Origin of the sequence: Cellulomonas olei (assembly GCF_039548315.1) — a bacterium.
GTDB lineage: Bacteria > Actinomycetota > Actinomycetes > Actinomycetales > Cellulomonadaceae > Cellulomonas.
The window spans coordinates 1-21,403 of sequence record NZ_JBCLVN010000062.1 but is presented as its reverse complement, the minus strand read 5'-3'; the positions used below and the strand labels follow the sequence as shown (position 1 = coordinate 21,403).

The 21,403-nt window shown below is 76.1% G+C and carries 19 protein-coding genes and 1 pseudogene; 11 read left to right on the top strand and 9 right to left on the bottom strand.

Translation table 11 applies throughout. The annotated features are described in order from the left end of the window. Positions 1-170: 170 nt before the first annotated feature. From AAHH18_RS15895 to AAHH18_RS15885, 3 genes are read right to left on the bottom strand one after another with little or no spacing between them, the layout of a single operon-like run. Positions 171-1,130, bottom strand: coding sequence for a MaoC/PaaZ C-terminal domain-containing protein (locus AAHH18_RS15895; protein WP_343302283.1), 960 nt, complete (start codon positions 1,128-1,130; stop codon positions 171-173). Then, on the bottom strand, positions 1,127-2,491 hold the full coding sequence (locus AAHH18_RS15890) for a 3-oxoacyl-ACP reductase (RefSeq protein WP_343302282.1): 1,365 nt from the start codon (positions 2,489-2,491) through the stop codon (positions 1,127-1,129). The genes AAHH18_RS15895 and AAHH18_RS15890 overlap by 4 nt, the downstream gene beginning before the upstream one ends. Further along, entirely contained in the window at positions 2,491-3,834 is a 1,344-nt protein-coding gene (locus AAHH18_RS15885) for an acetyl-CoA C-acetyltransferase (protein WP_343302281.1), read from the bottom strand. The genes AAHH18_RS15890 and AAHH18_RS15885 overlap by 1 nt, the downstream gene beginning before the upstream one ends. A gap of 114 nt (positions 3,835-3,948) precedes the next feature. On the opposite strand from AAHH18_RS15885, the gene AAHH18_RS15880 reads away from it, so the two are divergent. The 10 genes and pseudogenes from AAHH18_RS15880 (at position 3,949) to AAHH18_RS15835 (ending at position 12,085) form a co-directional block, all read left to right on the top strand. Then, a complete protein-coding gene (locus AAHH18_RS15880; protein WP_343302280.1) occupies positions 3,949-4,749 on the top strand; it encodes a TetR/AcrR family transcriptional regulator in 801 nt (266 codons plus the stop codon). Then, the gene (locus AAHH18_RS15875) at positions 4,746-6,869 is read left to right on the top strand and encodes an acyl-CoA dehydrogenase family protein (RefSeq protein WP_343302279.1); all 2,124 of its coding nucleotides are present in this window, start codon (positions 4,746-4,748) and stop codon (positions 6,867-6,869) included. The genes AAHH18_RS15880 and AAHH18_RS15875 overlap by 4 nt, the downstream gene beginning before the upstream one ends. A gap of 69 nt (positions 6,870-6,938) precedes the next feature. Further along, positions 6,939-7,247: pseudogene (locus AAHH18_RS18310) on the top strand (hypothetical protein); the annotation flags it as partial. A gap of 58 nt (positions 7,248-7,305) precedes the next feature. Further along, positions 7,306-7,485, top strand: coding sequence for a hypothetical protein (locus AAHH18_RS15865; RefSeq protein ID WP_343302277.1), 180 nt, complete (start codon positions 7,306-7,308; stop codon positions 7,483-7,485). Positions 7,486-7,608: 123 nt separating this feature from the next. Continuing rightward, positions 7,609-8,004 carry a hypothetical protein gene (locus AAHH18_RS15860; protein ID WP_343302276.1) on the top strand — a complete coding sequence of 132 codons (396 nt, stop codon included), beginning with the start codon at positions 7,609-7,611 and terminating at the stop codon, positions 8,002-8,004. Further along, a complete protein-coding gene (locus AAHH18_RS15855) occupies positions 8,004-8,582 on the top strand; it encodes a hypothetical protein (RefSeq protein ID WP_343302275.1) in 579 nt (192 codons plus the stop codon). The genes AAHH18_RS15860 and AAHH18_RS15855 overlap by 1 nt, the downstream gene beginning before the upstream one ends. Next, on the top strand, positions 8,579-9,631 hold the full coding sequence (locus tag AAHH18_RS15850) for a peptidoglycan-binding domain-containing protein (RefSeq protein ID WP_343302274.1): 1,053 nt from the start codon (positions 8,579-8,581) through the stop codon (positions 9,629-9,631). Before AAHH18_RS15855 ends, AAHH18_RS15850 begins: the two co-directional genes overlap by 4 nt. Beyond that, positions 9,616-10,272 carry an ABC transporter ATP-binding protein gene (locus AAHH18_RS15845; protein WP_255595764.1) on the top strand — a complete coding sequence of 219 codons (657 nt, stop codon included), beginning with the start codon at positions 9,616-9,618 and terminating at the stop codon, positions 10,270-10,272. Before AAHH18_RS15850 ends, AAHH18_RS15845 begins: the two co-directional genes overlap by 16 nt. After that, the gene (locus AAHH18_RS15840) at positions 10,259-11,317 is read left to right on the top strand and encodes an FtsX-like permease family protein (RefSeq protein WP_343302273.1); all 1,059 of its coding nucleotides are present in this window, start codon (positions 10,259-10,261) and stop codon (positions 11,315-11,317) included. Before AAHH18_RS15845 ends, AAHH18_RS15840 begins: the two co-directional genes overlap by 14 nt. Positions 11,318-11,509: 192 nt before the next feature. After that, a complete protein-coding gene (locus AAHH18_RS15835) occupies positions 11,510-12,085 on the top strand; it encodes an RBBP9/YdeN family alpha/beta hydrolase (protein WP_343302272.1) in 576 nt (191 codons plus the stop codon). Between the two features lie 206 nt (positions 12,086-12,291). Here AAHH18_RS15835 and AAHH18_RS15830 read toward each other — a convergent pair whose 3' ends face one another. The 6 genes from AAHH18_RS15830 to AAHH18_RS15805 all read right to left on the bottom strand — a co-directional run bounded on the left by AAHH18_RS15830 (position 12,292) and on the right by AAHH18_RS15805 (position 18,715). Beyond that, positions 12,292-13,050 (bottom strand): ABC transporter ATP-binding protein, encoded by a 759-nt coding sequence (locus tag AAHH18_RS15830; protein WP_343302271.1) that lies wholly within the window; start codon positions 13,048-13,050, stop codon positions 12,292-12,294. Further along, positions 13,047-13,997, bottom strand: a complete 951-nt coding sequence (locus AAHH18_RS15825; RefSeq protein WP_343302270.1) for an ABC transporter ATP-binding protein — start codon at positions 13,995-13,997, stop codon at positions 13,047-13,049. The genes AAHH18_RS15830 and AAHH18_RS15825 overlap by 4 nt, the downstream gene beginning before the upstream one ends. Then, positions 13,994-14,890, bottom strand: a complete 897-nt coding sequence (locus AAHH18_RS15820; RefSeq protein ID WP_343302269.1) for an ABC transporter permease — start codon at positions 14,888-14,890, stop codon at positions 13,994-13,996. Before AAHH18_RS15820 ends, AAHH18_RS15825 begins: the two co-directional genes overlap by 4 nt. Then, the gene (locus AAHH18_RS15815; protein ID WP_343302268.1) at positions 14,887-15,846 is read right to left on the bottom strand and encodes an ABC transporter permease; all 960 of its coding nucleotides are present in this window, start codon (positions 15,844-15,846) and stop codon (positions 14,887-14,889) included. The genes AAHH18_RS15820 and AAHH18_RS15815 overlap by 4 nt, the downstream gene beginning before the upstream one ends. A gap of 4 nt (positions 15,847-15,850) precedes the next feature. Further along, entirely contained in the window at positions 15,851-17,377 is a 1,527-nt protein-coding gene (locus AAHH18_RS15810; RefSeq protein ID WP_283319328.1) for an ABC transporter substrate-binding protein, read from the bottom strand. 468 nt (positions 17,378-17,845) lie between these two features. After that, positions 17,846-18,715 carry a DUF2599 domain-containing protein gene (locus AAHH18_RS15805; protein WP_343302267.1) on the bottom strand — a complete coding sequence of 290 codons (870 nt, stop codon included), beginning with the start codon at positions 18,713-18,715 and terminating at the stop codon, positions 17,846-17,848. Between the two features lie 181 nt (positions 18,716-18,896). Here AAHH18_RS15805 and purL point away from each other — a divergent pair, with 181 nt between their 5' ends. Next, positions 18,897-21,329, top strand: coding sequence for a phosphoribosylformylglycinamidine synthase subunit PurL (gene purL / locus AAHH18_RS15800; protein WP_343302266.1), 2,433 nt, complete (start codon positions 18,897-18,899; stop codon positions 21,327-21,329). The last annotated feature ends 74 nt before the right edge of the window (positions 21,330-21,403 follow it).

Sequence of the window (21,403 nt, the reverse complement as noted above, 5' to 3'; positions counted from 1 at the left end):
CAACCCTCCCCCTCTGGCCCTCATGCCGAGACGCCAGGACACGCCCGGGATTCCAGACGCGGCGTCCGCGTGTCCTGGACTCTCGGCGCGGTGCTCGCGCACGCGGGGGTCGGCGCGGGGCACGCGCACGGGAGGCAGCACGCACGCGCGCGGCCTGGCGTGCGGTCCCGTCAGCGCAGGGGGCGGACGTGCGAGACGAGGTGCAGCTTGCCTCGCTTCGCGTCCCAGGCGGTGACCGTCCAGCCCTCATCGGTCGGGGCGGTCCGCACCGACGGGGACGACGGCAGCAGCACCGGCGCGGCGAACTCGACGTCCCACGCGTACGCCGGCCCCCGCCGCGCCCCGACCGCGGCGAGCGCCCGGGCGGCGGTGTCCATGCCGTGGGCGATCGCCCGGGGGAACCCGAGCGCCCGCGCGGTGAGCGGGGACAGGTGGATGGGGTTCGCGTCGCCGGACACGGCGGCGTAGCGGCGGCCGGTGTCCGCGGCGAGCGCCCACCGGCCCGTGGGGACGGGGGGCTCGAACGGCGGTCGCGGCTCCTCCTCCGGGGCCTCGCCGGCGGCCCGGGACCCGACGGCGAGGTAGGTGGACACGCCGCGCCACGCGGGCGGGTCGACGTCCGGCCCGCCCGCCGGCCGGACCTCGGTCACCAGGTCGACCTGCGCGCCGCGGCGGTGCGGCCGCAGGTCCTGCGCCCACGCCCGGATGTGGAGCGCGTCCCCGACGTGCAGCGGCGCGCGCTGCACGACGCGGTTCGCCAGGTGGACCATGCCGAGCGCGGGCAGCGGGAACTCCGGCCGCACGACGAGGGCGATGGCCACGGGGAACGCGAGCACGTGCGCGTACCCGGCGGGCAGCTCGTCCGTCGCGGGCTCGCCCACGTGGTGCTGGTACGCCGTCAGGTGGTCGACGTCCGGCCGGACGCCGCGCAGCAGGTGCTCGACGGCGGGCAGCGCGGCGACGCCCCCCGACGCGCCTCCGCCCCCCGACGCGCGCCCGCCCCCGGACGCGCCCCCGCCGAGCCGCCCCCGCACCGCCGACGCCCCGGCCCGGGCGTACAGCGCCCCCAGCCGGGGCACGGTGCCGAGCTCGACCGGGCGTCGCGCGCCGGCGGTGGTGGCCGCCGTCACCGGCCCACCATGCTCTGCCCGCACACCCGCAGCACCTGCCCGACGACGCCGCCGGCCGGCGGGGACGCGAGGAACGCGACCGCCTCGGCGACGTCGACCGGCAGCCCGCCCTGCTGCAGCGAGGACAGCCGCCGCGCGACCTGCCGGGTGAGGGCGGGCATCCGGGCGGTCATGTCGGTCTCGATGAACCCGGGCGCGACCGCGTTCGCCGTGCCGCCGAACGCCGCGAGCAGGGGCGCGGTGGCCTGGACCATGCCGATCACGCCGCCCTTGGACGCGGCGTAGTTGGTCTGGCCGCGGTTGCCGGCGATGCCGGAGGTGGACGCGAGCGACACGATCCGGGGGGCGTCGGCGAAGTCGCCGGAGGTCAGCAGCGCCTCGTTGATGCGGAGCTGGGCCGCGACGTTCACGGCGATGACGGACTCCCAGCGGTCGGGCGTCATGTTGGCGAGCAGCTTGTCCCGCGTGATCCCGGCGTTGTGCACGACGACGTCGAGCCGGCCGTGCCGGGCCAGCGCGTGCTCGAGGATCCGCGCCCCGGCGTCCTCGGCGGTGACGTCGAGCTGCAGCGCGGTCCCGCGCACGCGGTTGGCGACGGCCGCCAGCGCCTCGCCGGCGGCGGGGACGTCCACCGCCACGACGGTCGCGCCGTCCCGGGCGAGCGTCGTGGTGATGGCCTCGCCGATGCCGCGGGCGGCGCCGGTGACGACGGCGACGCGCCCGGCGAGCGGCTGGTCCCAGTCGGCGGGCAGCGTGCCGGCGTCGGAGTCGACCGCGAGGAGCTGGCCGTCGACGTACGCCGACCGCGCGGACAGCAGGAACCGCAGCGCGCCGAGGGCGGCCGGGGCGGTGACGGGCACACCGTCCGCGACGACCACGCCGTTGGCGGTCGCGCCGGCGCGCAGCTCCTTGGCCACGGAGCGCAGCGCACCGTCCACGCCCTGCCGGGCGGCGGCGACCGCCGGTGCCTGGTCGGGGGTGGCGGGCCGGGAGACCGTCACGACGCGGCCGTGCGGGGTGAGCGTCCGCAGCACGGGCGCGAGGGCGAGCAGCGGGCCGGCGAGCGCCTCGGGGTGCGTGACCTCGCTGAGCGCGAGCACGACCGCCGCGAACCGGGTGCCCTCGGTGGCGTGCCGCCGGACGTCGAGGTCCCAGCCCTTGTGGTCGGCCGACGTCCCGGCGAGCAGGCGGGCGAGCGCGTCGGCGTCCGGCCCCTCGCCGAGCACGAGCACCGGCCCGTCGACGAGCGGGGCCCCGGCGCGGTACCGGTGCAGGCGCGCGGGACGCGGCAGGCCGAGCTGCTTCGCGATCTTCGCGGTGAGCCCGTCGTTGACGAGGTCGAGGTAGCGGTCGGTCGTCATCACACCGCCTCCAGGATCGCGGCGACGCCGAGGCCGCCGGCGGCGCACACGGACACCAGGGCCCGCACCGGCCGGTCCTCGCCGGCGGCCAGCAGCTCGGCGCGACGGCGGTGGAGCTGCTGGGCGGTCGTCGCGACGATCCGCCCGCCGGTGGCGGCGAACGGGTGCCCGGCCGCGAGCGAGGACCCGTGCACGTTGAGCCGGTCGCGGTCGACGGAGCCCAGCGCGTCGTCCAGCCCGAGGCGCGTGAGGCAGAACTCCTTGTCCTCCCACGCGGCGAGGGTGCTGAGCACCGTGGCGGCGAAGGCCTCGTGGATCTCCACGTAGTCGAGGTCGGCGAGCGTCAGCCCCTGCCGGGCGAGCAGCCGCGGCACCGCGAACACCGGCGCCATGAGCAGCCCGTCCTCGCCGTGCACGAAGTCGACGGCGGCGGTCTCGGCGTCGACGACGGCGGCGAGCGGGGTCAGTCCGCGCTCGCGGGCCCAGTCCTCGGAGGCCAGCAGCACGGTGGACGCGCCGTCGGTGAGCGGCGTGGAGTTGCCGGCGGTCATCGTCGCCGGGGTGTCGAGCCGGGTGCCGAACACCGGCTTGAGCGAACCGAGCTTCTCGAGCGAGGTGTCGGGCCGCAGGTTCTGGTCGCGGACCAGCCCGCGGTACGGCGTCACGAGGTCGTCGAAGAACCCGGCGTCGTAGGCCGCCGCGAGCCGCTGGTGGCTGGCGAGCGCGAGCTCGTCCTGCGCGGCGCGGGTGATGCCCCACTGCGCCGTCGTGAGCGCCTGGTGCTCGCCCATCGACAGGCCGGTGCGCGGCTCGTCGGTGCGCGGGGTGACGGGCTTGAGGTCCCCGGGGCGCAGCGCGGCGGCGGCCTTGAGCCGCTGGGGGACGGACCGCGCCCGGGCGAGCGTCAGCAGCGTGCGGCGCAGCCCCTCGCTGACGGTGATCGGGACGTCGGACGCGGTGTCGACGCCGCCCGCGATGCCGGACTCGACCTGCCCGAGCCGGATCTTGTTCGCCACCGACACGACGGCCTCGAGGCCGGTCGCGCAGGCCTGCTGCAGGTCGTAGGCGGGCGTGCGCGCCGACAGCGGTGACCCGAGCACGGCCTCGCGGGTGAGGTTGAAGTCGCGGCTGTGCTTGAGGACGGCGCCGGCCACCACCTCCCCGAGCACCTCGTCCTGGAGGCCGTAGCGCGCGACGAGCCCGTCGAGCGCCGCGGTGAGCATGTCGAGGTTGCCGACCCGCGCGTACCGCCCGCCGGAGCGGGCGAACGGGATCCGGTTGCCGCCGACCACCACGGCGCGGCGCGTGGCCGGCGTCGGGGTCGTGCTGGGCGTGGCTGCCATGTGGGGGTCCTCCCGCATCGTCGTCGATGTCGTGCTGCCGGAAACGCCGTCGGATCGGGACTTCCGTCCCTTGCGTCGTGCCCGAAACCCACAGTACCTGATACCGTCGGTTCTGTGAGCCCCATCACACGGGACCCGTCGACGCCGACGGGCACGCGGCCCGCCGCCGACCGGTCCGGCACCGACGCCGGGCCCGCCCCCGCGCGCACCGACGACGGCCGCTCCACCCGCTGGGAGGACCACCGCGAGGCCCGGCGCGCCGAGCTCGTGCGGGTCGCCCGCCGGGTCGTCCACCACACCGGGCCGGACGTCTCGATGGAGGACATCGCGTCGGCTGCCGGGACGTCCAAGTCGATCGTGTACCGGTACTTCACCGACAAGGACGGCCTGCAGCTCGCCGTCGCCGCGGCCGTGGTCGCCGACATCCGCGCCGCCCTCGACGCCGTGGCCGCCGACGCGTCCACGCCCCGCGACGCCCTGCGGGGCATGGTCGACACCTACCTCGCGATGATCGAGGGCTCGCCGCACGTGTACGCGTTCGTCACCCGCGGCGGGTCGGTCGGGGCGTTCCTCGACTCGGTGACCGAGCTCGTGGCGGCCCCGTTCGTGCGGGCCCTCGGCGGCGACGACGGACCTGCCGCGCCCGACGCCGCGTGGGCCCGGCTGTGGGCGTCCGGGGCCGTCGGGTTCGTGCGGGGAGCGGGGGAGAGCTGGCTCGCGTCCCGCGGGGCCGCGGGTGCGGCCGACGCCGCGCCCGACGACCGCCAGGAGGTCGCCGCCCGCGTCGCCGCGTGGCTGTGGGCCGGCCCGGTCGGCGTCCTGACCCGCACCGCCCGCGCCGCCGGTGCCGCACCCGGCACCGCCGACCCGTCCCGCGTCGACGACGACGCACCGACACCAGGGGAGCACCGATGACCACCACCGCGCCCCGGCCCTCCGCCGGACCCGCGACCCGCCCCACCGCCACCGTGCGCCCGTCCGGCGCCGGCCACGCGCCGACCCCGGACGGCAGCGACGCGCACGTGGACGTCGCCGCGCTCACCGACGTGCTGCTCGGCCGCTACGCCGACCTGCGCCGCGGCGCCCGGGCGGTGGTCGCCGACCCGCGGTTCCAGCGGGTGGAGGGGCTGCCCGTCGCCGACCACCGCACCCGCGTGCTCGAGCAGCTCCGGCTGCTGGCCTCGGAGGGTGACGTGCTGCGGGCGTTCCCGACGGCGCTCGGGGGAGCGGACGACCACGGCGGCTCGCTCGCCCGGTTCGAGGAGCTCGTCGCGGCCGACCCGTCGCTGCAGATCAAGGCCGGCGTGCAGTGGGGGCTGTACGCGTCCGCGATCCTGCACCTCGGCACGCAGCGCCACCACGAGCGGCTGCTGCCCGGGGCCATGTCGGTCGACGTGCCCGGCGCGTTCGCGATGACGGAGACCGGCCACGGCTCGGACGTCGCGAGCATCGCCACGACCGCGACGTACGACCCGGCGGCGCAGGAGTTCGTCCTGCACACCCCGTACCGCGCGGCGTGGAAGGACTACCTCGGCAACGCGGGGCAGCACGGCACCGCGGCCGTCGTGTTCGCGCACCTCGTCTCCCAGGGCCCGGCGGACCCGCGCCCGGTCGACCACGGCGTGCACGCGTTCCACGTCCCCATCCGGGATGCCGCGACCGGGGAGTTCCTCCCGGGCGTCGGCGGGGAGGACGACGGGTTGAAGGGCGGCCTCAACGGCATCGACAACGGCCGCCTCTGGTTCGACCACGTGCGCGTGCCGCGCGAGGACCTGCTCGACCGGTACGGCGCGGTGGCGGAGGACGGCACCTACACCTCCCCGATCGCCAGCCCGGGCCGGCGGTTCTTCACGATGCTCGGGACGCTGGTGCAGGGCCGGGTGTCCCTGGACGGCGCGGCCGTCAACGCCGCGAAGCTCGGGCTGGTCGTCGCGGTGACCTACGGCAACCAGCGCCGGCAGTTCGCCGGTGCGTCGCCGACCGACGAGGTGGTGCTGCTCGACTACGCCGAGCACCGCCGCCGGCTGCTCCCGCTGCTCGCCGAGACGTACGCGGCGACCTTCGCGCACGAGCACCTGCTCGCCGCGTTCGACGACGTGTTCTCCGGCCGCGACGACACCCCGGACTCCCGCGAGGAGCTCGAGACGCTGGCGGCCGCCCTCAAGCCGACGTCGACGTGGCACGCGCTGCGGACCCTCCAGACCTGCCGCGAGGCGTGCGGCGGCGCGGGGTTCCTCACGGCGAACCGGCTCACGTCGCTGCGCGCCGACCTCGACGTGTACGTGACGTTCGAGGGCGACAACACCGTGCTCTACCAGCTCGTCGGCAAGCGGCTGCTCGCCCGGTACGGCCAGCAGGTCGGCGGCGACCCGGCCGTGCTCGCCCGCCTCGTCGCCGGCAAGGCGGCCGACGCGGCACTGCACCGGATGCCCCTGGCGCGCGCCGCGCAGACCCTCGTCGACGCCGGCGACGCGCGCCGCTCCGCGGGGCAGCTGCGGGACCCGCACACCCAGCGGTCCCTGCTCGCCGACCGGGTCGCCACGATGGTCGCGGAGCTCGCGCAGGCGCTGCGCCCCGCCCGGCGGGCGGCCCCCGAGGTCGCCGCGCAGCTGTTCGACGCCCACCAGCACGAGCTCGTCGAGGCGGCGCGCGCCCACGCGGAGCTGCTCCAGTGGGAGGCGTTCACCCGCGCGCTCGACACCGTGCCGGACGCCGGCACCCGCCAGGTGCTCACGTGGCTGCGCGACCTGTTCGGCCTGACGGTGATCGAGCGGAACCTCGCCTGGTACCTCGTGAACGGCCGGCTGTCCGCCGGACGCGCCCGCACGGTCACGTCCTACATCGAGCGTCTCCTGCTCCGGCTGCGGCCCCACGCGCAGGACCTGGTCGACGCGTTCGGGTACGGCCCCGAGCACGTCCGGGCCGAGATCGCGTCCGGCGCCGAGGCGGTGCGGCAGGCCGAGGCCCGCGAGGCCCAGCGCGCGGCGCGGGCGGCCGGGACGGAGCCGGTGCCGGAGCCCAAGCCGGCGCGCTGAGGCGCGGGCCCCCGGCCGAGGACGTCGAGCGGCCACGACCCGGGGTCGGGGTGAGCGGGCGGGCCCGCGGTGGCAGCCTGCTCAGGCACGACGTCGCGGTCGTGGCCTCGGCGCGCACTGGCCGTCGGGTGCTGCGGCGCCCCGGGCGGCGTCGGCGCCGGTCAGAGAGGATCGTCGTGCGGCCGGCCCTGTGCCGCCGGGACGCCGCTCTGTGGCGGACGACCGGGCTGGCGGTGGTCGTCGGGCTCGTCGCTGGGGCGTTTGTCGTACCGCAGCCGCAGCCGCAGCCGCAGCCGCAGCCGCAGCCGCAGCCGCAGCCGCGGCACGGAGCGGGGCCACCTCGTGTCCGTCGGCGCGTCCGCGGGGCTCGCCGCGGCGTTCAACGGGCCGCTGTCGGGGGCGGCCTTCGCGCTCGAGGAGCTGCAACGAGGTGTTCGTGCTGCGGCCCGTGCTGGACCTCGGGGCCCCGGGCGTGCTCCCGCTCACGCAGTGCCCGTGGTTGCTGCTGCTCGGTCCGGTGACGGGGGTGTTCATGCCTTTGCTCGCGATCGGCGCGCTGACGGGCGCCCTCGTCGGGCCTGCTGACCGGCCGCACCTGGGCAGTGCGACCGCTTGAGTTGCACCAGTCCCCAATCGCTGAGCGAAACGCCCACGTGGAAGTGCAGAGCGTTGTAGCGTTGCAAAAAGCGGAGGGATACGCCCGCCGCTGACCACGATGTTTGTCGCCAGGGGGCCATTCATGAATCGCGTCACCACTCGTCTCCGTTCCAGCATCGCTGCACTCGTCCTCGCCGCCGCGACAGTGTTCGTCGCCGCCTCGCCGGCTTCGGCCGCGCTGCCGTCCGGCTGTGCGCTCTACCCTTCGGCGCCCTACACGAGCGGCACGCGGATCTACTTCTCGGCGACCGCCACTTGCGGCGCGTCGAACCCGGTGATCTCCAGGGTTGAGGCTGCGCTTCAGCGCAGCGGCACCACTGTCGCCAACGTGATCCAGACAAGCAGCGGTACCACCACCCTCCGCGCCTCGGGGTCCTCCGGGTGCCCTGCCGGCACGTACCGGACATATGCCTGGGCGAATGACAAGAACACGAACGCCACTGAAGGGGGCTCCGCGTACAAGTCTCTGTCCTGCTGATGCCGACCTCGCGCGCGCCCCGGGGTCGCGCTCCACGGACCACCGGGTGGGGCCTCGCGGTCGCCCTCGTCCTGCTCGCCGGCTGCTCAGGCACCGCAGCTCCGGACGGTCCTGCTCCTGGCCCGTCCTACTCCGCGGGTCCCATCACGGAGGCGCAGTACGTCGCGATCGTCCGTGCGGTCCACGCCTGCATGGTGGACAAGGGCTACGACGTCGAGGATGTGAGCCGGCGGACGGACGGCGTGACCTACGGGTTCCAGTTCTCGGGGTCCGGCACGGGGAGCGGGTCGCTCTCCGGGCAGCAGGACCTGGTGGAGTGCGAGGAGCGCTACGGCCTCATGGCGGCGGAGATCGCGTTCCAGGACCAGGTGGCGTTGTCGGGCGCGGAGCGGGAAGCCGTCTACGGGCAGCTCATCGCCTGCCTCGACGCCGCGGGTGTCACCGGGATCACGTCGGCCTCGACGGCGCTCGACGTGGGCGCGGCGATCGAGTCGCTCGAGCGGTCCGGTGCCGACGTCTCCGCCGCGACCACCTGCTGGACCCAGTACTCGACCCAGCTCTTCGGGTCCCTGGGGTGAGGCGGGCCCGCGCCTACGAGGTCGCCGTCGTCGTGCTCGTGGCAGCGGCCGTCCTCGCTGTGTGGCTGCTGACCCGCGGGGCCTCGCAGGCGCTCGCCGAGCTCGACCCCGACCCGGTACCGGTGGCCGCCCCGGTGACGTCCGCGGATCTCGACTTCGCCGCGGACGGCACGCTCACCGCGACGCTCGGTCCCGGCCCGGACGTCCTCGCCTCGGCGCTCGCGGGGACGGTGACGTCGGTGTCCGCGGCGCCGGGGTCCGAGCTGGCGGCGGGCGCTCCCGTGTACGCGGTCGACGGTGTGCCGGTCGTCGGCTACGCGGGAGAGACCGTGCTGTACCGAGCCCTGCGGATCGGTGACGAGGGTGACGACGTGCGGGTCGCGCAGGGTCTGCTCGCGTCGCTGACCGGACGGGAGATGGGACAGGACGGCCGGTTCGGTGCGAGCACCGCCGCGGCGGTCCGGGCGTACGAGCGCTCGCTCGGGGTCGCCGAACCCACCGGGGAGCTGCGGCCGGAGTGGTTCACGCGCCTGCCTGTCGTCCCCTTCGTGGTCGACGCCGTCGCGGTGCAGCCCGGCCAACCCGCCCCCGCCGCCGGCGAGCCCGTCGCGACGGCGGCCGCCACCGCGACCGCGTACGAGGTCGACTCAGGGGCCTCGGGGCCGCCAGGTGACTACGTCTTCGTCACCCCGACCGGTGAGGTCCCGGTGATCCGGGCGGAGGACGGGAGCTGGTCGGTCGCGGACGACGCGGCCGCCTTGCGCCTGGTGCTGGCGAGCCCCGCCGCCGACGGCGCCGTGACCGTCAGCGGCCGGGTCCGCCTCACGACGGCGGAGCCGGGGCAGTCCGTGCCGGGGGCGGCTGTCGTCACCGACGCGTCGGGCGCCACGTGCGTGGTCGACGCGACGGCGGAGGCGGCCGTGCCCGTGGTGGTCGTCGGCGCGGGGGTCGACGGGACCGCGCGCATCCGGCCCACGCTCGACGCCGACGCCACGGTGCTGGTGAACCCGTCGGTGGTCGTGGGGGACGTCACGTGTCCCTCCGGCTGACGCGGATCGGCGTGACCTACCCGGGGACCAGCCGCCCCGTCCTCGTCGATCTCGACCTCGACGTCCCGACCGGCACCTCGCTCGCGCTCATGGGGCCCTCGGGGACGGGCAAGTCCACCGCGCTCGCGGTCGCGGGTCTGCTGCTCGCGCCGAGCACGGGCGAGGTGCGGATCAACGGACGGACGCGCACCGTCCGGGACGCGCCGGAGGTCCTGCGCCGCGAGGTCGCGTGGGTGCTCCAGACGGTGAACCTGCTGCCGCGCCGCACTGCGGTCGACAACGTCGTGCTGCCCGCTCTCGCCGCCGGTCGCCGCCGGGCCGACGCCTACGGCGAGGCGGTCGCCCTGCTGCACCGCGTCGGCGTCGAGGACCCGGGCCAGGTGGCCCGGACGCTGTCCGGGGGGCAGGCGCAGCGGGTCGGGGTCGCTCGCGCGCTCGCGGCCCGGCCGAGCGTGATCGTCGCCGACGAGCCGACGGCCAACCTCGACGCCGCGACGGGGCGGGACGTCGCCCGGGCGTTGCTGGACGCCGCCGCGGGCACGACGGTGCTGCTCGCCACGCACGACCGGGCCGTCGCCGCGATGGCGGACGCCGTCGTCGAGCTCGAGCCGCCCGAGGAGGCCCGGCGTGTGGCGTCCTGACGAGCTGGCGGTCGAGGCGCGACGCAACCTCGGGCCGACGCACGCCGTGCTCGGCGTGCTCAGCACCCTCGTGACGGGGGCGGTGGTCGCGCTGCTGCTGATCCAGGGCAGCGCGGCCCTCGACCAGGAGTCGGCGCGCCGGGCGGCGGGTGCGTCGGTGTGGACCGCGACAGCTGCGGACCCGGCGACCCCACTCGACGGTGCCGCGTGCACCCGGCTCTCGGGCCTGGCCGGCGTCGCGGTGTCGGGCGGTGTGGCCGCCGAGCCGCCGACGGACCTGCGGGCGTTCCCCGGGGGGTCGCCGCTCCCGGTGACCGGTCTCACGGGCGGTGCGGCGCAGGTCTTCGTCCCGTCCGCCCCGTGGGCGGAGTCGACCGTCGGCGACGAGCTGGCCGCGCTCGGCGAGGTCGGCCCGGGCAGCTGGTTGGTCGACGCCTCGGGGGAGCGGGTGGTGCAGGTGACGGCTGTGCTCGGTGACGCCCCGGCCAGCTCGCTGTCCTCCGGGCTGACGGTGCCGGTGGCCTCGGACGCCCCGTTGGCCGCGTGCTGGGTGCGGATGGTGCCCGGGGCGGCGGGTCTGGGGGACGACGTCCTGACCGGGGCGTACCCCGGTGGCGTCGCCGCCGTCGCGCCGTACCTCCGTGAGCAGCCCGGCGTCCTGACGCCGGTCGAACGGTGGCGCTCGACCGTCGGCACGCAGCCCTGGGCGGTCGGCGGGGCGGTCATCGCGGTGACGGCGCTGCTCGCGCTGTGGGCCCGGCGCGCGGAGCTCGCCGTGTACCGGGCGTTCGGCACGCCGCGCGGTGTGGTCGTGGCGCTCGCCGCTGCCGAGCTCGTGCTCGTCCTGGTGCCGGCGACAGCGGCGGGCGTGGTGCTCGGTGCCCTGGCGCAGGCGGTGGTCGCCGGGACCGGGGCGTCGTGGGAGCTCGCGGGGACTGCCGTCGCCCAGGCGTGCGCCGCGGCGCTCGCGGGGCTCGTGCTCACGGTGCTGCTCGCGCCGCTGACCGTGCGGCAGGGACTGACGGACACGCTGCGGGACCGGTGACGCGACCGTCCGGGGCGGGGGCGGCCCGGGCGGTCGACCCGGGCGGATCGCCCCGGGCGGGAGCAGGGTGGACGCTCGTCGCCCACGAGACGGCGGCCGTCGACGCGGTCGGCGCCCGGGTCGGTGCGACACGGGCGTCCGCCATGTGGGTCGGGGGTGCGACCGGGCGCTCCGCGGGGTGACCATCGCCGGGTGACCTCACCGCGTGTCGTCGTGCTGCACGGCTACCAGGCCGACCCGGGCGCCCACTGGTTCGGCTGGCTCGCCGCGGACCTCGCCCCGGACGGCGTCGAGGTGAGCGTGCCCGCGCTCCCCGACCCGCACGCGCCCGACCCGGACGCCTGGGTCGCCGCCGCGCGCACCGCGATCGGCACGCCGGACGAGCGGACCGTCGTCGTCGGGCACAGCCTCGGGTGCATCACGGCCCTGCAGGCCCTGTCCGCGACACCGGGCGCGTGGCGGCTGGGCGGGCTGGTGCTCGCCTCGGGGTTCGACGCGCCGCCGCCCGCCGTGCCGGAGGTCGCGGCGTTCACGGCGACGGTCCCGGACCACGCCCGGGTCGTGGCGTCGACGGCCGCGCGGCACGTGGTCGGGTCCGACGACGACGCGATCGTCGACCCGGCGCTCACCCGGGCGCTCGCGGAGCGGCTGGACGCCACGTACGACGTCGTCCCGGGTGGCGGGCACCTGCTGGCGCGCGAGGGGTTCACGACCCTGCCGGTGGTGCGCGACCGGGTCCGGGCCGCGCTGGGTCTGCCCGCGCGCTGACCCGGGTCGCGCTCGGTCCCGACGCGCACGCCGCCTGCGCGCGCCCCTGCGCTCGCTCCGCCGCGAGAGGTCGGCAACCGGGGGTCCGGGCGCCCGGGGACGACCGTCTCCTGGCCTCTCGACCTGCGCTCGCGGGGTCCCGGACGTGCGGGCGGGGTCGCGGACGCGCGCTCGCGGGGTCGCGGACGTGCGCTCGCGCGCTCGTGTCAGGCGGGGAGCTGCGGCACCGCGGCGAGCAGCCGCCGCGTGTACGCCTCCCGCGGCTCCGCGAGCACGGACGCCGTCGCGCCCTCCTCCACGACCCGGCCGTGGTGCAGCACGACGGTCTGCTCGCACAGCCGCCCGACGACCGCGATGTCGTGCGACACCAGCACCAGCGTCAGCCCCTGCTCGGCGGCGAGCCGCTGCAGCAGCTCGACGACCTGCCCGCGCACCGACACGTCGAGCGCCGACACCGGCTCGTCCGCGACCAGCACCGACGGCGACGGGGCGAGCGCACGGGCGATCGCGATCCGCTGCCGCTGCCCGCCGGAGAACTGCGCCGGGTACCGGGAGACCACGTCCGGGTCGAGGCCCACCGCCGCCAGGACCTCCGCGACGCGCGCGCGGTGGTCGCCGGGGACGCGCAGCGAGCGCAGCGGCTCGGCGACGACGGCCCCGATCCGCATCCGCGGGTCGAGCGAGGAGCGGGGGTCCTGGAACACCGGCTGCACGTCGGCACGCAGCCGGCGCAGCAGCGCCCGGTCGCGGCGGTCGAGGGTCTCGCCGCGGTAGCGCACGACGCCGGACGTCGGGGAGTCCAGGCCGAGCAGCTGCCGCAGCAGCGTCGACTTGCCGGAGCCGGACTCGCCGACGATGCCGATGCTGCGGCCCGCCTCGACGCGCACGGACACGCCGTCCAGCGCGCGGGTGGTCCCGCCGAACACGCGGGTGACGTCGGCGGCCTCGAGCAGCGGGGCGGTCACGGGGTGCTCCTGTCGGGGCCGGCGGTGCCGGCAGGGCCGGCGGTGACGGTGTCGTCGGCGGACTCGGTGGGCCCGGCGGACTCGGCGGACTCGGCGGCCTCGGCGCGCGCGGCCGCGCCCGACCCCGGCAGCCCCGTCACCGCCCGGGCGGCGGCCACCAGCTCCCGCGTGTACGCGGCCTCCCCGCCGGCGAGCGCCGCGGCGACCGACGTGTGCTCGACCACCCGGCCCTCGCGCATGACGACGAGGTCCCGGGCGACGCGGGCGACCACGGGCAGGTCGTGCGAGACGAGCACCAGCGCCACGCCGGTGCGGTCCACGAGGTCGTCCAGCAGGTCGAGCACCTCGGCCTGCACGGTGACGTCGAGCGCGGTGGTCGGCTCGTCGGCCAGCAGCACGCGCGGCTCGCAGGCCAGGGCCGTCGCCAGCGCGACGCGCTGCCGCTGCCCGCCGGACAGCTGCCACGGGTAGGAGCCGAGGATGCGCTCGGTGTCGTCGAGGTGCACGAGCCGGGCGAGCCGGGCGGCCTCCTCGCGCGCCGCCGCCCCACGCAGCCCGCGGTGCAGCCGCAGCGGCCCGGTGATCTGGCGGCCGACGGTCATCAGGGGGTCGAGCGCGGTCAGCGGCTCCTGGAACACCATCGCCACCTGGGCGCCCCGCACCCGCGCGAGCCGCCGCGGCGGCAGCGCGAGCAGGTCCTCGCCGTCCAGCAGCACGCGGCCCGTGGCGCGCATGCCGTCGGGCAGCAGGCCGAGCACCGCCAGGGCGGTCAGCGACTTGCCCGAGCCGGACTCGCCGACCACGCCGAGCCGGCCGCCGGCGGGCAGCGACCAGGTCACGCCGTCGAGCAGGCGGCGGCCCGTCGACGTGGTGACGGTGAGGTCCTCGACGGAGAGCAGGGGCGCGGCGGTCCGTGCGGGGGCGGTCGCGGCGTGGGGCGCGGTCACCGGTCACCTCGCAGGCTCGGGTCGGTGCGTTCCCGGATGCCGTCGCCCAGCAGGTTCAGGCCGAGCACGGTCACGACGATCGCGAGGCCGGGCAGGATCGCGCCCCACGGCTGCACCAGCATCGTGGACTGCGCCTCGTGCAGCAGCCGGCCCCAGGACGCGTTGGGCGGCGGGGCGCCGAGCCCGAGGTAGGACAGGGATGCCTCCGCGAGCACCGCGCCGCCGCCGAGCAGCATGAGCTGGACGAGCAGCGTCGGCCAGACGTTCGGCACGACGTGCCGGCCCACGGTGCCCCACCAGCCGGTGCCGGCGGCGTGCGCGGCGGTGACGTAGTCCTCGCGCAGCACGCGCGCGACGTTGACCCGCGTGACCCGGGCGATGACGGCGGACCCGGAGATGCCGATCGCCCAGATCGCCGACGACAGGGACGCGCCCCGCACGGTGACGATGAGCATCGCGAGCAGCAGGGTCGGGAAGGCGATGAGCAGGTCGACGCCGGCCAGCAGGGTGACGTCGACCCAGCGCCGGGTCGCACCGGCGAGGACTCCGACGGTCACGCCGAGCACCCCGGCGACCAGCATCGACGCGGCGGCGACGACCAGGGCGTTGCCGGCGCCGGTCATGAGCTGGCTCAGCAGGTCGCGGCCCAGGCGGTCGGTGCCGCCCCAGTGCGCGGCGCTCGGGCCGGCGAGGCGCGCGCCGGTGCCGGTGTCGTCCAGCGCGTACGGGGTCCAGACCAGCGAGACGAGGCCGACGAGGGCGACGACGCCGACCAGGACGGCGCCGGCCACGAGGGACGGCGGGAGCCGGCGGGCGCGGCGGGCGGCCGGATCGGCGGCGACGCCGGGCAGGGCCGCGCCGGCCGCCGTCGTCGGGGTGGCGAGCTCGGTCACGCCGCGACCTCCTTCGTCAGCCGCAGCCGCGGGTCGATCGCCCGCTGCCCCAGGTCGACGAGGGTGTTCGTCACCAGCACCACCGCGGTGAGCAGCAGCACCAGCGCCTGCACCACCGGCAGGTCGCGCGAGGTCACGGAGTCGAGCAGCAGCGTGCCGAGCCCGGGCAGCGCGAACACGTTCTCGATGACGACCGCCCCGAGCAGGGACGTCGCGAGCTCGATGCCGAGGATCGCCACGACGGGCACCGCGGCGTTCCGCAGGCCGTGCCGGGCGAGCGCGTGCCACCGCCCGTACCCGAGCGCGCGGGCGGTGCGCAGGTAGTCCTGGTCGAGGACGTCGAGCGTGGCCGAGCGCACGTACCGGACCATGACGGCCGACATCGCGATCGCCACGGTCACGACCGGCAGCACGAGCGCCCGCACCGCGGCCGCCGGGTCCTCCCAGCCGGTCCGCGGGAAGCCCCCGGCCGGCAGCACGCCGAGCCGCAGGGCGAACACCAGCACCAGCAGCACGCCGACCCAGAACACGGGCACGGCCACGCCGAGCTGGGACACCGCCGACACCGCGACCCCGACGGGCCCGTGCCGGTGCACCGCGGCGATCACGCCGAGGGGCACCGACACGAGCACCGCGAGGACGAACGCCGCGACGCTGAGCGGCACGGTGATGGGCAGCTTCTGCGTGATCAGGTCGGCCACGGGGAGCCTCGACACGAAGGACGTGCCGAGGTCCCCGCGGACCACCTGTCCGAGCCACTGCACGTACTGCGTCACCACCGGCTGGTCCGTCCCGAGCTCCGAGCGGAGCTGGTCGAGCTGGTCCGTGGTGGTGCCCACGCCCAGGGTGGCGCCCGCGGCGTCGCCCGGCAGCAGCCGGAGCACGACGAACACGACGACGCTCGCTCCGGCGAGGGAGATCAGCAGCGAGCCGATCCGCAGCAGTGCGAGGCGCACGGTCTCAGGACTCCCGGACGATGTCGGCGACGTAGAACGACTCGGTCACCTGGTCGACGGGGAAGCCCGTGACGTCGGCCCGGGCGACGCGGATCTGCGGGTCCAGGTACAGCCAGGCGGACGCCGCCTCCTCGCCGATGGTCTCGTTGACCTGCGTCAGCAGGTCGACCTGCTCGGCCTCGGTGGCCGCCTCGTCGGCCTGGGTGACCCACTCCTGCACCTGCGGGTTGTCGTAGCCCCAGTAGAAGTCGGGGTTCGCGTACCAGAGCACGTCGCGCGGGTTCACGTGGCCCATGAGGGTCGTCTGGAAGTCGTGGTCCGTGTAGACCTTCTGGTACCAGGTGGCGTCGTCGATGGGGTTCGGCGTCAGGGTGACGCCCACGGCGGCGAGGTTCTTGGTGAGCAGCGCGAGGATCGCCTCGGTGGTGTCGTCCGGGATGTAGTCCACGGAGATCTCCAGGTCGCTCACGCCCGCCTCGGCCAGCAGCGCCTCGGCGGCGTCCGGGTCGTACGCGTGCACGTCGGCCTGGTCGACGAACCACGGGTCGGTCGGCGGGACCATCGACCCGATGACCTGGCCGTAGCCGTCCCACACCGCCGACAGGATCGCCTCACGGTCGATGGCCTTGTAGAGCGCCTGGCGGACGCGGACGTCGCTGAACGGCGCCTCGCGGTCGTTGAACGCCCACAGCTGCTTGGTGGTCGAGGTGCCCTCGGTGATCGTGAAGTCCGGGTTGTCCTGGAACTGCACGAGCTGGTCCGGGGAGTCCTCCGCGATGACGAGGTCCAGGTCGCCGGTGAGCAGCGCGTTGTTCAGCGCGGTGGTGTCCTGGAAGAACCGGAACGTCACGCCGGCGTTCTTCGCGGGCTCGCCCCAGTAGCCGTCGTACCTCTCGATGGTGAGGTGGTCGCCCTGCACCCACTCGACGAACCGGTAGGGGCCGGTGCCGTTGTCGCTGGTCAGCTCGGTGTCGCCGTCCTTCACGATCGTGACGGAGGCCAGGTAGAACGTCAGCCCCTGCGACGGGCGGGACAGGTCGAGCTCGACGGTGGAGTCGTCGACCGCGGTGGCCTGCTGGATGACGAGCAGGTCGCTCTTGCGGGCGGACTTCGACTCCGGGCCGATCGCCTCGGAGATGCTCCACACCACGTCGTCCGCGGTCAGCGGGGTGCCGTCGTGGAACGTGACGTCCGGCTGCAGGTGGAACGTGTACGTCAGGCCGTCGTCGGACACGTCCCAGGACTCGGCGAGCGTCGGGACGACCTGGCCGTCGACGTCCACCGAGGTGAGGCCCTCGAAGACGTTCCGGGTCATGGTCTGGGAGACGCCCGACGAGCCGCCGACGTTGCGGACCAGGCCGGTGGGCTCGTTGGTCGATCCGATGACGATCTCGGCGGACGCGTCCGGGGTGCCGGCGTCGGCGGTCGAGCCGCCCGAGCCGGAGCCGGAGCCGCAGGCGGCCAGCGCCAGGGCGGCGACGACGGCCAGGGCGGCGCCGAGCGGGGCGCGGCGGGATCGGCGGGTGCTCACGGTGGTGGTCCTTCCGGGAGGGGCGCGGCGGGGTGCCGGGCACGGGGGTGGTGCGGGGTGGTGCGTTGCCGGCGCCCGTCGGAGCCCTGCTCACGGGCGTGCGGGGCGTGTCCGGACGAGGGGATCCGAGGTGCCGGGTGCGGCGACCGGGGGCCCGTGCCGCCCGGCCGGCGCGTGACGACGGGCGCCGGGGGAGCCGGGGACGGGGCGGCGCGTGGTCCGGTCGCGCCGGTCGAGGGCCGGAGCGGCGTCCGGCTCAGGTGCGGCTCGCGGGGTCGGCGGCGGTGCGCGGACCCGGGGAGCTCAGCGGGAGCGGCTCAGCGACGACAGCAGCACGCGGCGGCCGAGGAGGCTCGACAGGCGCGGGTGCGTGCGGGGGAGGTCGTCTGGCGCATGATGTTGAAGACTGTAGCAACAACGGTGTCGTGCGGCGACGAGGCGTCCGTCACGCAGGACCGTGCGACGTGCTCACTCCGGGTTGCACCGCGCGGCGAGGGTGGCGAGCAGGCCGACGTCCGGACGCCACGGCTCGAGGTTCCACGACTCCTTGTCCGGCGCGCCGATCGTGTGGCAGGTGAGCTGGTCCCGCACGCCGGTGGTGTCCGCCTCGGGCGCCTGCGCGACGAGCTGCGCCCACAGCGCCTCCTCCGCCGCGAGCCCGCCGGTGCGCGCCCACGCCGCGGGGACGACGGCGAGGCTCAGTCCCCCCTCGTCGTCGCGGTCCGCCCAGGTGGCGCTGCGCAGCGCGGACGCCGCCACCACGGCGGTCACCGTGCCGGCGGGCGACGGGTCCGCGTCGACCGTGCCGTCGGTCAGCACGGGCCGGACCACGGACCAGTCGAGGGTGCCGTCGTCCCGGGCGTCGACCTGCAGGTGCAGCCCGGCACCCGCGGCCTCCCCGCCGAGCACCGGGGACCCGAGCGCCGCGAGCACGCCGCCGTCGGCGCCGCGGACCAGGGCCGAGTCGTCCCCGAGCAGGTCCAGCGTCGCGCCGGGCGGCGGCACGAGCGTCGCGACGGGCAGCATCGACGCGGAGGCGTCCTCGACCTGCGGCAGCGGCACGGTCAGCGTCACGGCGCCGTCCTCGTCCGCCGGGCCGACGACGGCGACCGGCGGCCACGCCGTCAGCGTCACGTCGCCCGAGGTCACGGCGGTCCCGGCGGCGCGCAGGGAGTCCGGGTCGGTGGGCGTGGCCACCGCGGAGGACGTCGGGGACGCAGTCCCGTCGGGCGTCCCGGTGCCGGTACCGGTGCCGGTCCCGGTGCCGGTGCACCCGGCCAGGACGGCGACCGCGAGGAGCGCCACCGCCGACCGGGCGGCGCCACGCGAGGAGATCACGGCCCCAGTCTGTCAGGGCGTCCGCGTGGCACGGCGTGCCGGGTGCCGGCGGAGTGTCCGGGGCCGCCGCGGGCGCCGGTAGCCTGTGCGGTGTCTGCCGACGCCCGCCCGGCCGGGCGCGTCACGGCCGTCCACCCCGGACGCCGCTGCGCTCCGCCGGCCCACCAGCCCGAGGGATTCGATGACCAGCGCGCCCACCTCGCAGCAGCCCACCGAGCCCGCGGAGCAGCCCGCCGGCCCCACGCCGGGCCACGTGTCCGACACCGTGGAGCACGCCGCGGCCACCCCGGACCTCGAGCAGCCGTTCGCGGAGCTCGGCCTCAAGCCGGACGAGTACCAGCGGATCCGCGACATCCTCGGGCGCCGCCCCACGGCCGCCGAGCTCGCCATGTACTCCGTCATGTGGTCCGAGCACTGCTCCTACAAGTCGAGCAAGACGCACCTGCGGAAGTTCGGCGAGCGCGTCACGCCCGAGATGACCGAGCACCTGCTGGTCGGCATCGGCGAGAACGCGGGCGTCGTCGACATCGGCGACGGCTGGGCCGTGACGTTCAAGGTCGAGTCCCACAACCACCCGTCGTACGTCGAGCCGTACCAGGGCGCCGCGACCGGCGTCGGCGGCATCGTCCGCGACATCATCTCGATGGGCGCCCGCCCGGTCGCCGTGATGGACCAGCTGCGGTTCGGCGCGGTCGACCACCCGGACACCGCGCGCGTGGTGCACGGCGTCGTCTCCGGCGTCGGCGGCTACGGCAACTCGCTCGGCCTGCCGAACATCGGCGGCGAGCTCGTGTTCGACGCCTCGTACCAGGGCAACCCGCTGGTCAACGCGCTGTGCCTCGGCGTGCTGCGCCACGAGGACATCCACCTGGCCAACGCCTCCGGCGTCGGCAACAAGGTCGTCCTGTTCGGTGCGCGCACCGGCGGCGACGGCATCGGCGGCGCCTCGATCCTGGCCTCGGAGACCTTCGACGACACCAAGCCGTCGAAGCGCCCGAGCGTCCAGGTCGGCGACCCGTTCATGGAGAAGGTGCTCATCGAGTGCTGCCTGGAGCTGTACGCGGCCCGCGTGGTCGAGGGCATCCAGGACCTCGGCGCGGCCGGCATCTCCTGCGCGACGTCCGAGCTCGCGTCCAACGGCGACGGCGGCATGCACGTCGACCTCGAGAACGTGCTGCTGCGCGACCCCACCCTGACGGCCGGCGAGATCCTCATGTCGGAGTCGCAGGAGCGGATGATGGCGGTCGTCACGCCCGAGAAGCTCGACGAGTTCCTGGCGATCACCGGGAAGTGGGACGTCGAGACCGCCGTCATCGGCGAGGTCACCGGCACCGGCCGCCTCACCATCGACCACCACGGGCAGCGGATCGTCGACGTCGACCCGAAGACGGTCGCGCACGAGGGCCCCGTCTACGACCGGCCGTACTCCCGCCCGGAGTGGCAGGACGGCCTGGTCGCCGACTCGGTCAGCACCCCCGAGGGCGTCCAGCGGTACGCGCGGCCGTCGACCCCGGCGGAGCTGCGGGCCACCGTGCTCGACCTGCTCGGCTCGCCGAACCTCGCGTCGAAGTCCTGGGTGACCGACCAGTACGACCGGTTCGTGCAGGGCAACACCGCGCTCGCGCAGCCCGACGACGCCGGCGTGGTCCGCGTCGACGAGACGACCGGCCTCGGCGTCGCGCTCGCGACCGACGCGAACGGCCGCTACGCCAAGCTCGACCCGTACACCGGCGCGCAGCTCGCGCTCGCGGAGGCCTACCGCAACGTCGCCGCGTCCGGCGCCCGCCCGATGGCCGTCACGGACTGCCTCAACTTCGGCAGCCCCGAGGACCCGGCGTCGATGTGGCAGCTCGTCCAGGCGATCGAGGGCCTCGCCGACGCGTGCGCGGTGCTCGGCACCCCGGTGACCGGCGGCAACGTGTCGCTGTACAACGGCACCGGCGAGCCCGGGAAGATCGACTCCGCCATCCACCCGACGCCCGTCGTCGGCGTGCTGGGCGTCATCGACGACGTCGCCGAGGCCACGCCGTCCGGCTGGACCACGGCGGGGGAGACCGTCTACCTGCTGGGCACCACGCGGCCCGAGCTCGACGGCTCCGCGTGGGCCGACGTCGCGCACGGGCACCTCGGCGGGGTGCCGCCGCGGGTCGACCTGGACGCGGAGCGCCGGCTCGCGACCGTGCTGGTCCGTGCGTCGCGGGACGGCCTGGCCGACGCCGCGCACGACCTGTCCGAGGGCGGTCTGGCGCAGGCGCTCGTCGAGTCGTCGCTGCGGTACGGCGTGGGCGTGCAGGTGGACCTCGCCGGGCTGTGCGAGCGCGACGGCGTGACCCCCTTCGAGGCGCTGTTCAGCGAGTCCACCGCGCGGGCCCTCGTGGCCGTGCCGCGCTCGGAGGCCGTGCGGTTCGAGGACCTGTGCACCGCGCAGGGCGTCCCCGCGCTGCGGCTCGGCGTCACGGCGGAGACGTGCAGCCCCGGTGCGGGCGCGCCGACCGCCGACCTGCCCGAGGACCACGTCCACACCCCGGCCGTCGAGGTGAAGGGGCTGTTCACGCTCCCGCTGCCCGAGGCCCGCGAGGTCGCCGAGGCGACGCTCCCGCGCTACTTCGGCTGACCTGCGCGGCCGCGGGACCCGCCCGCGGCTGACCTGCCGCGTGCCGCCAGCGTGCCGCGCGCGCCCGCCCTGCG

Excerpts from the sequence above, each read along its gene's own strand:
- AAHH18_RS15885 (WP_343302281.1), bottom strand. The coding sequence starts at position 3,834 with ATGGCAGCCACGCCCAGCACGACCCCGACGCCGGCCACGCGCCGCGCC.
- purL (WP_343302266.1), top strand. The coding sequence starts at position 18,897 with ATGACCAGCGCGCCCACCTCGCAGCAGCCCACCGAGCCCGCGGAGCAG.
- AAHH18_RS15875 (WP_343302279.1), top strand. The coding sequence starts at position 4,746 with ATGACCACCACCGCGCCCCGGCCCTCCGCCGGACCCGCGACCCGCCCC.
- AAHH18_RS15890 (WP_343302282.1), bottom strand. The coding sequence starts at position 2,491 with ATGACGACCGACCGCTACCTCGACCTCGTCAACGACGGGCTCACCGCG.
- AAHH18_RS15855 (WP_343302275.1), top strand. The coding sequence starts at position 8,004 with ATGCCGACCTCGCGCGCGCCCCGGGGTCGCGCTCCACGGACCACCGGG.
- AAHH18_RS15860 (WP_343302276.1), top strand. The coding sequence starts at position 7,609 with ATGAATCGCGTCACCACTCGTCTCCGTTCCAGCATCGCTGCACTCGTC.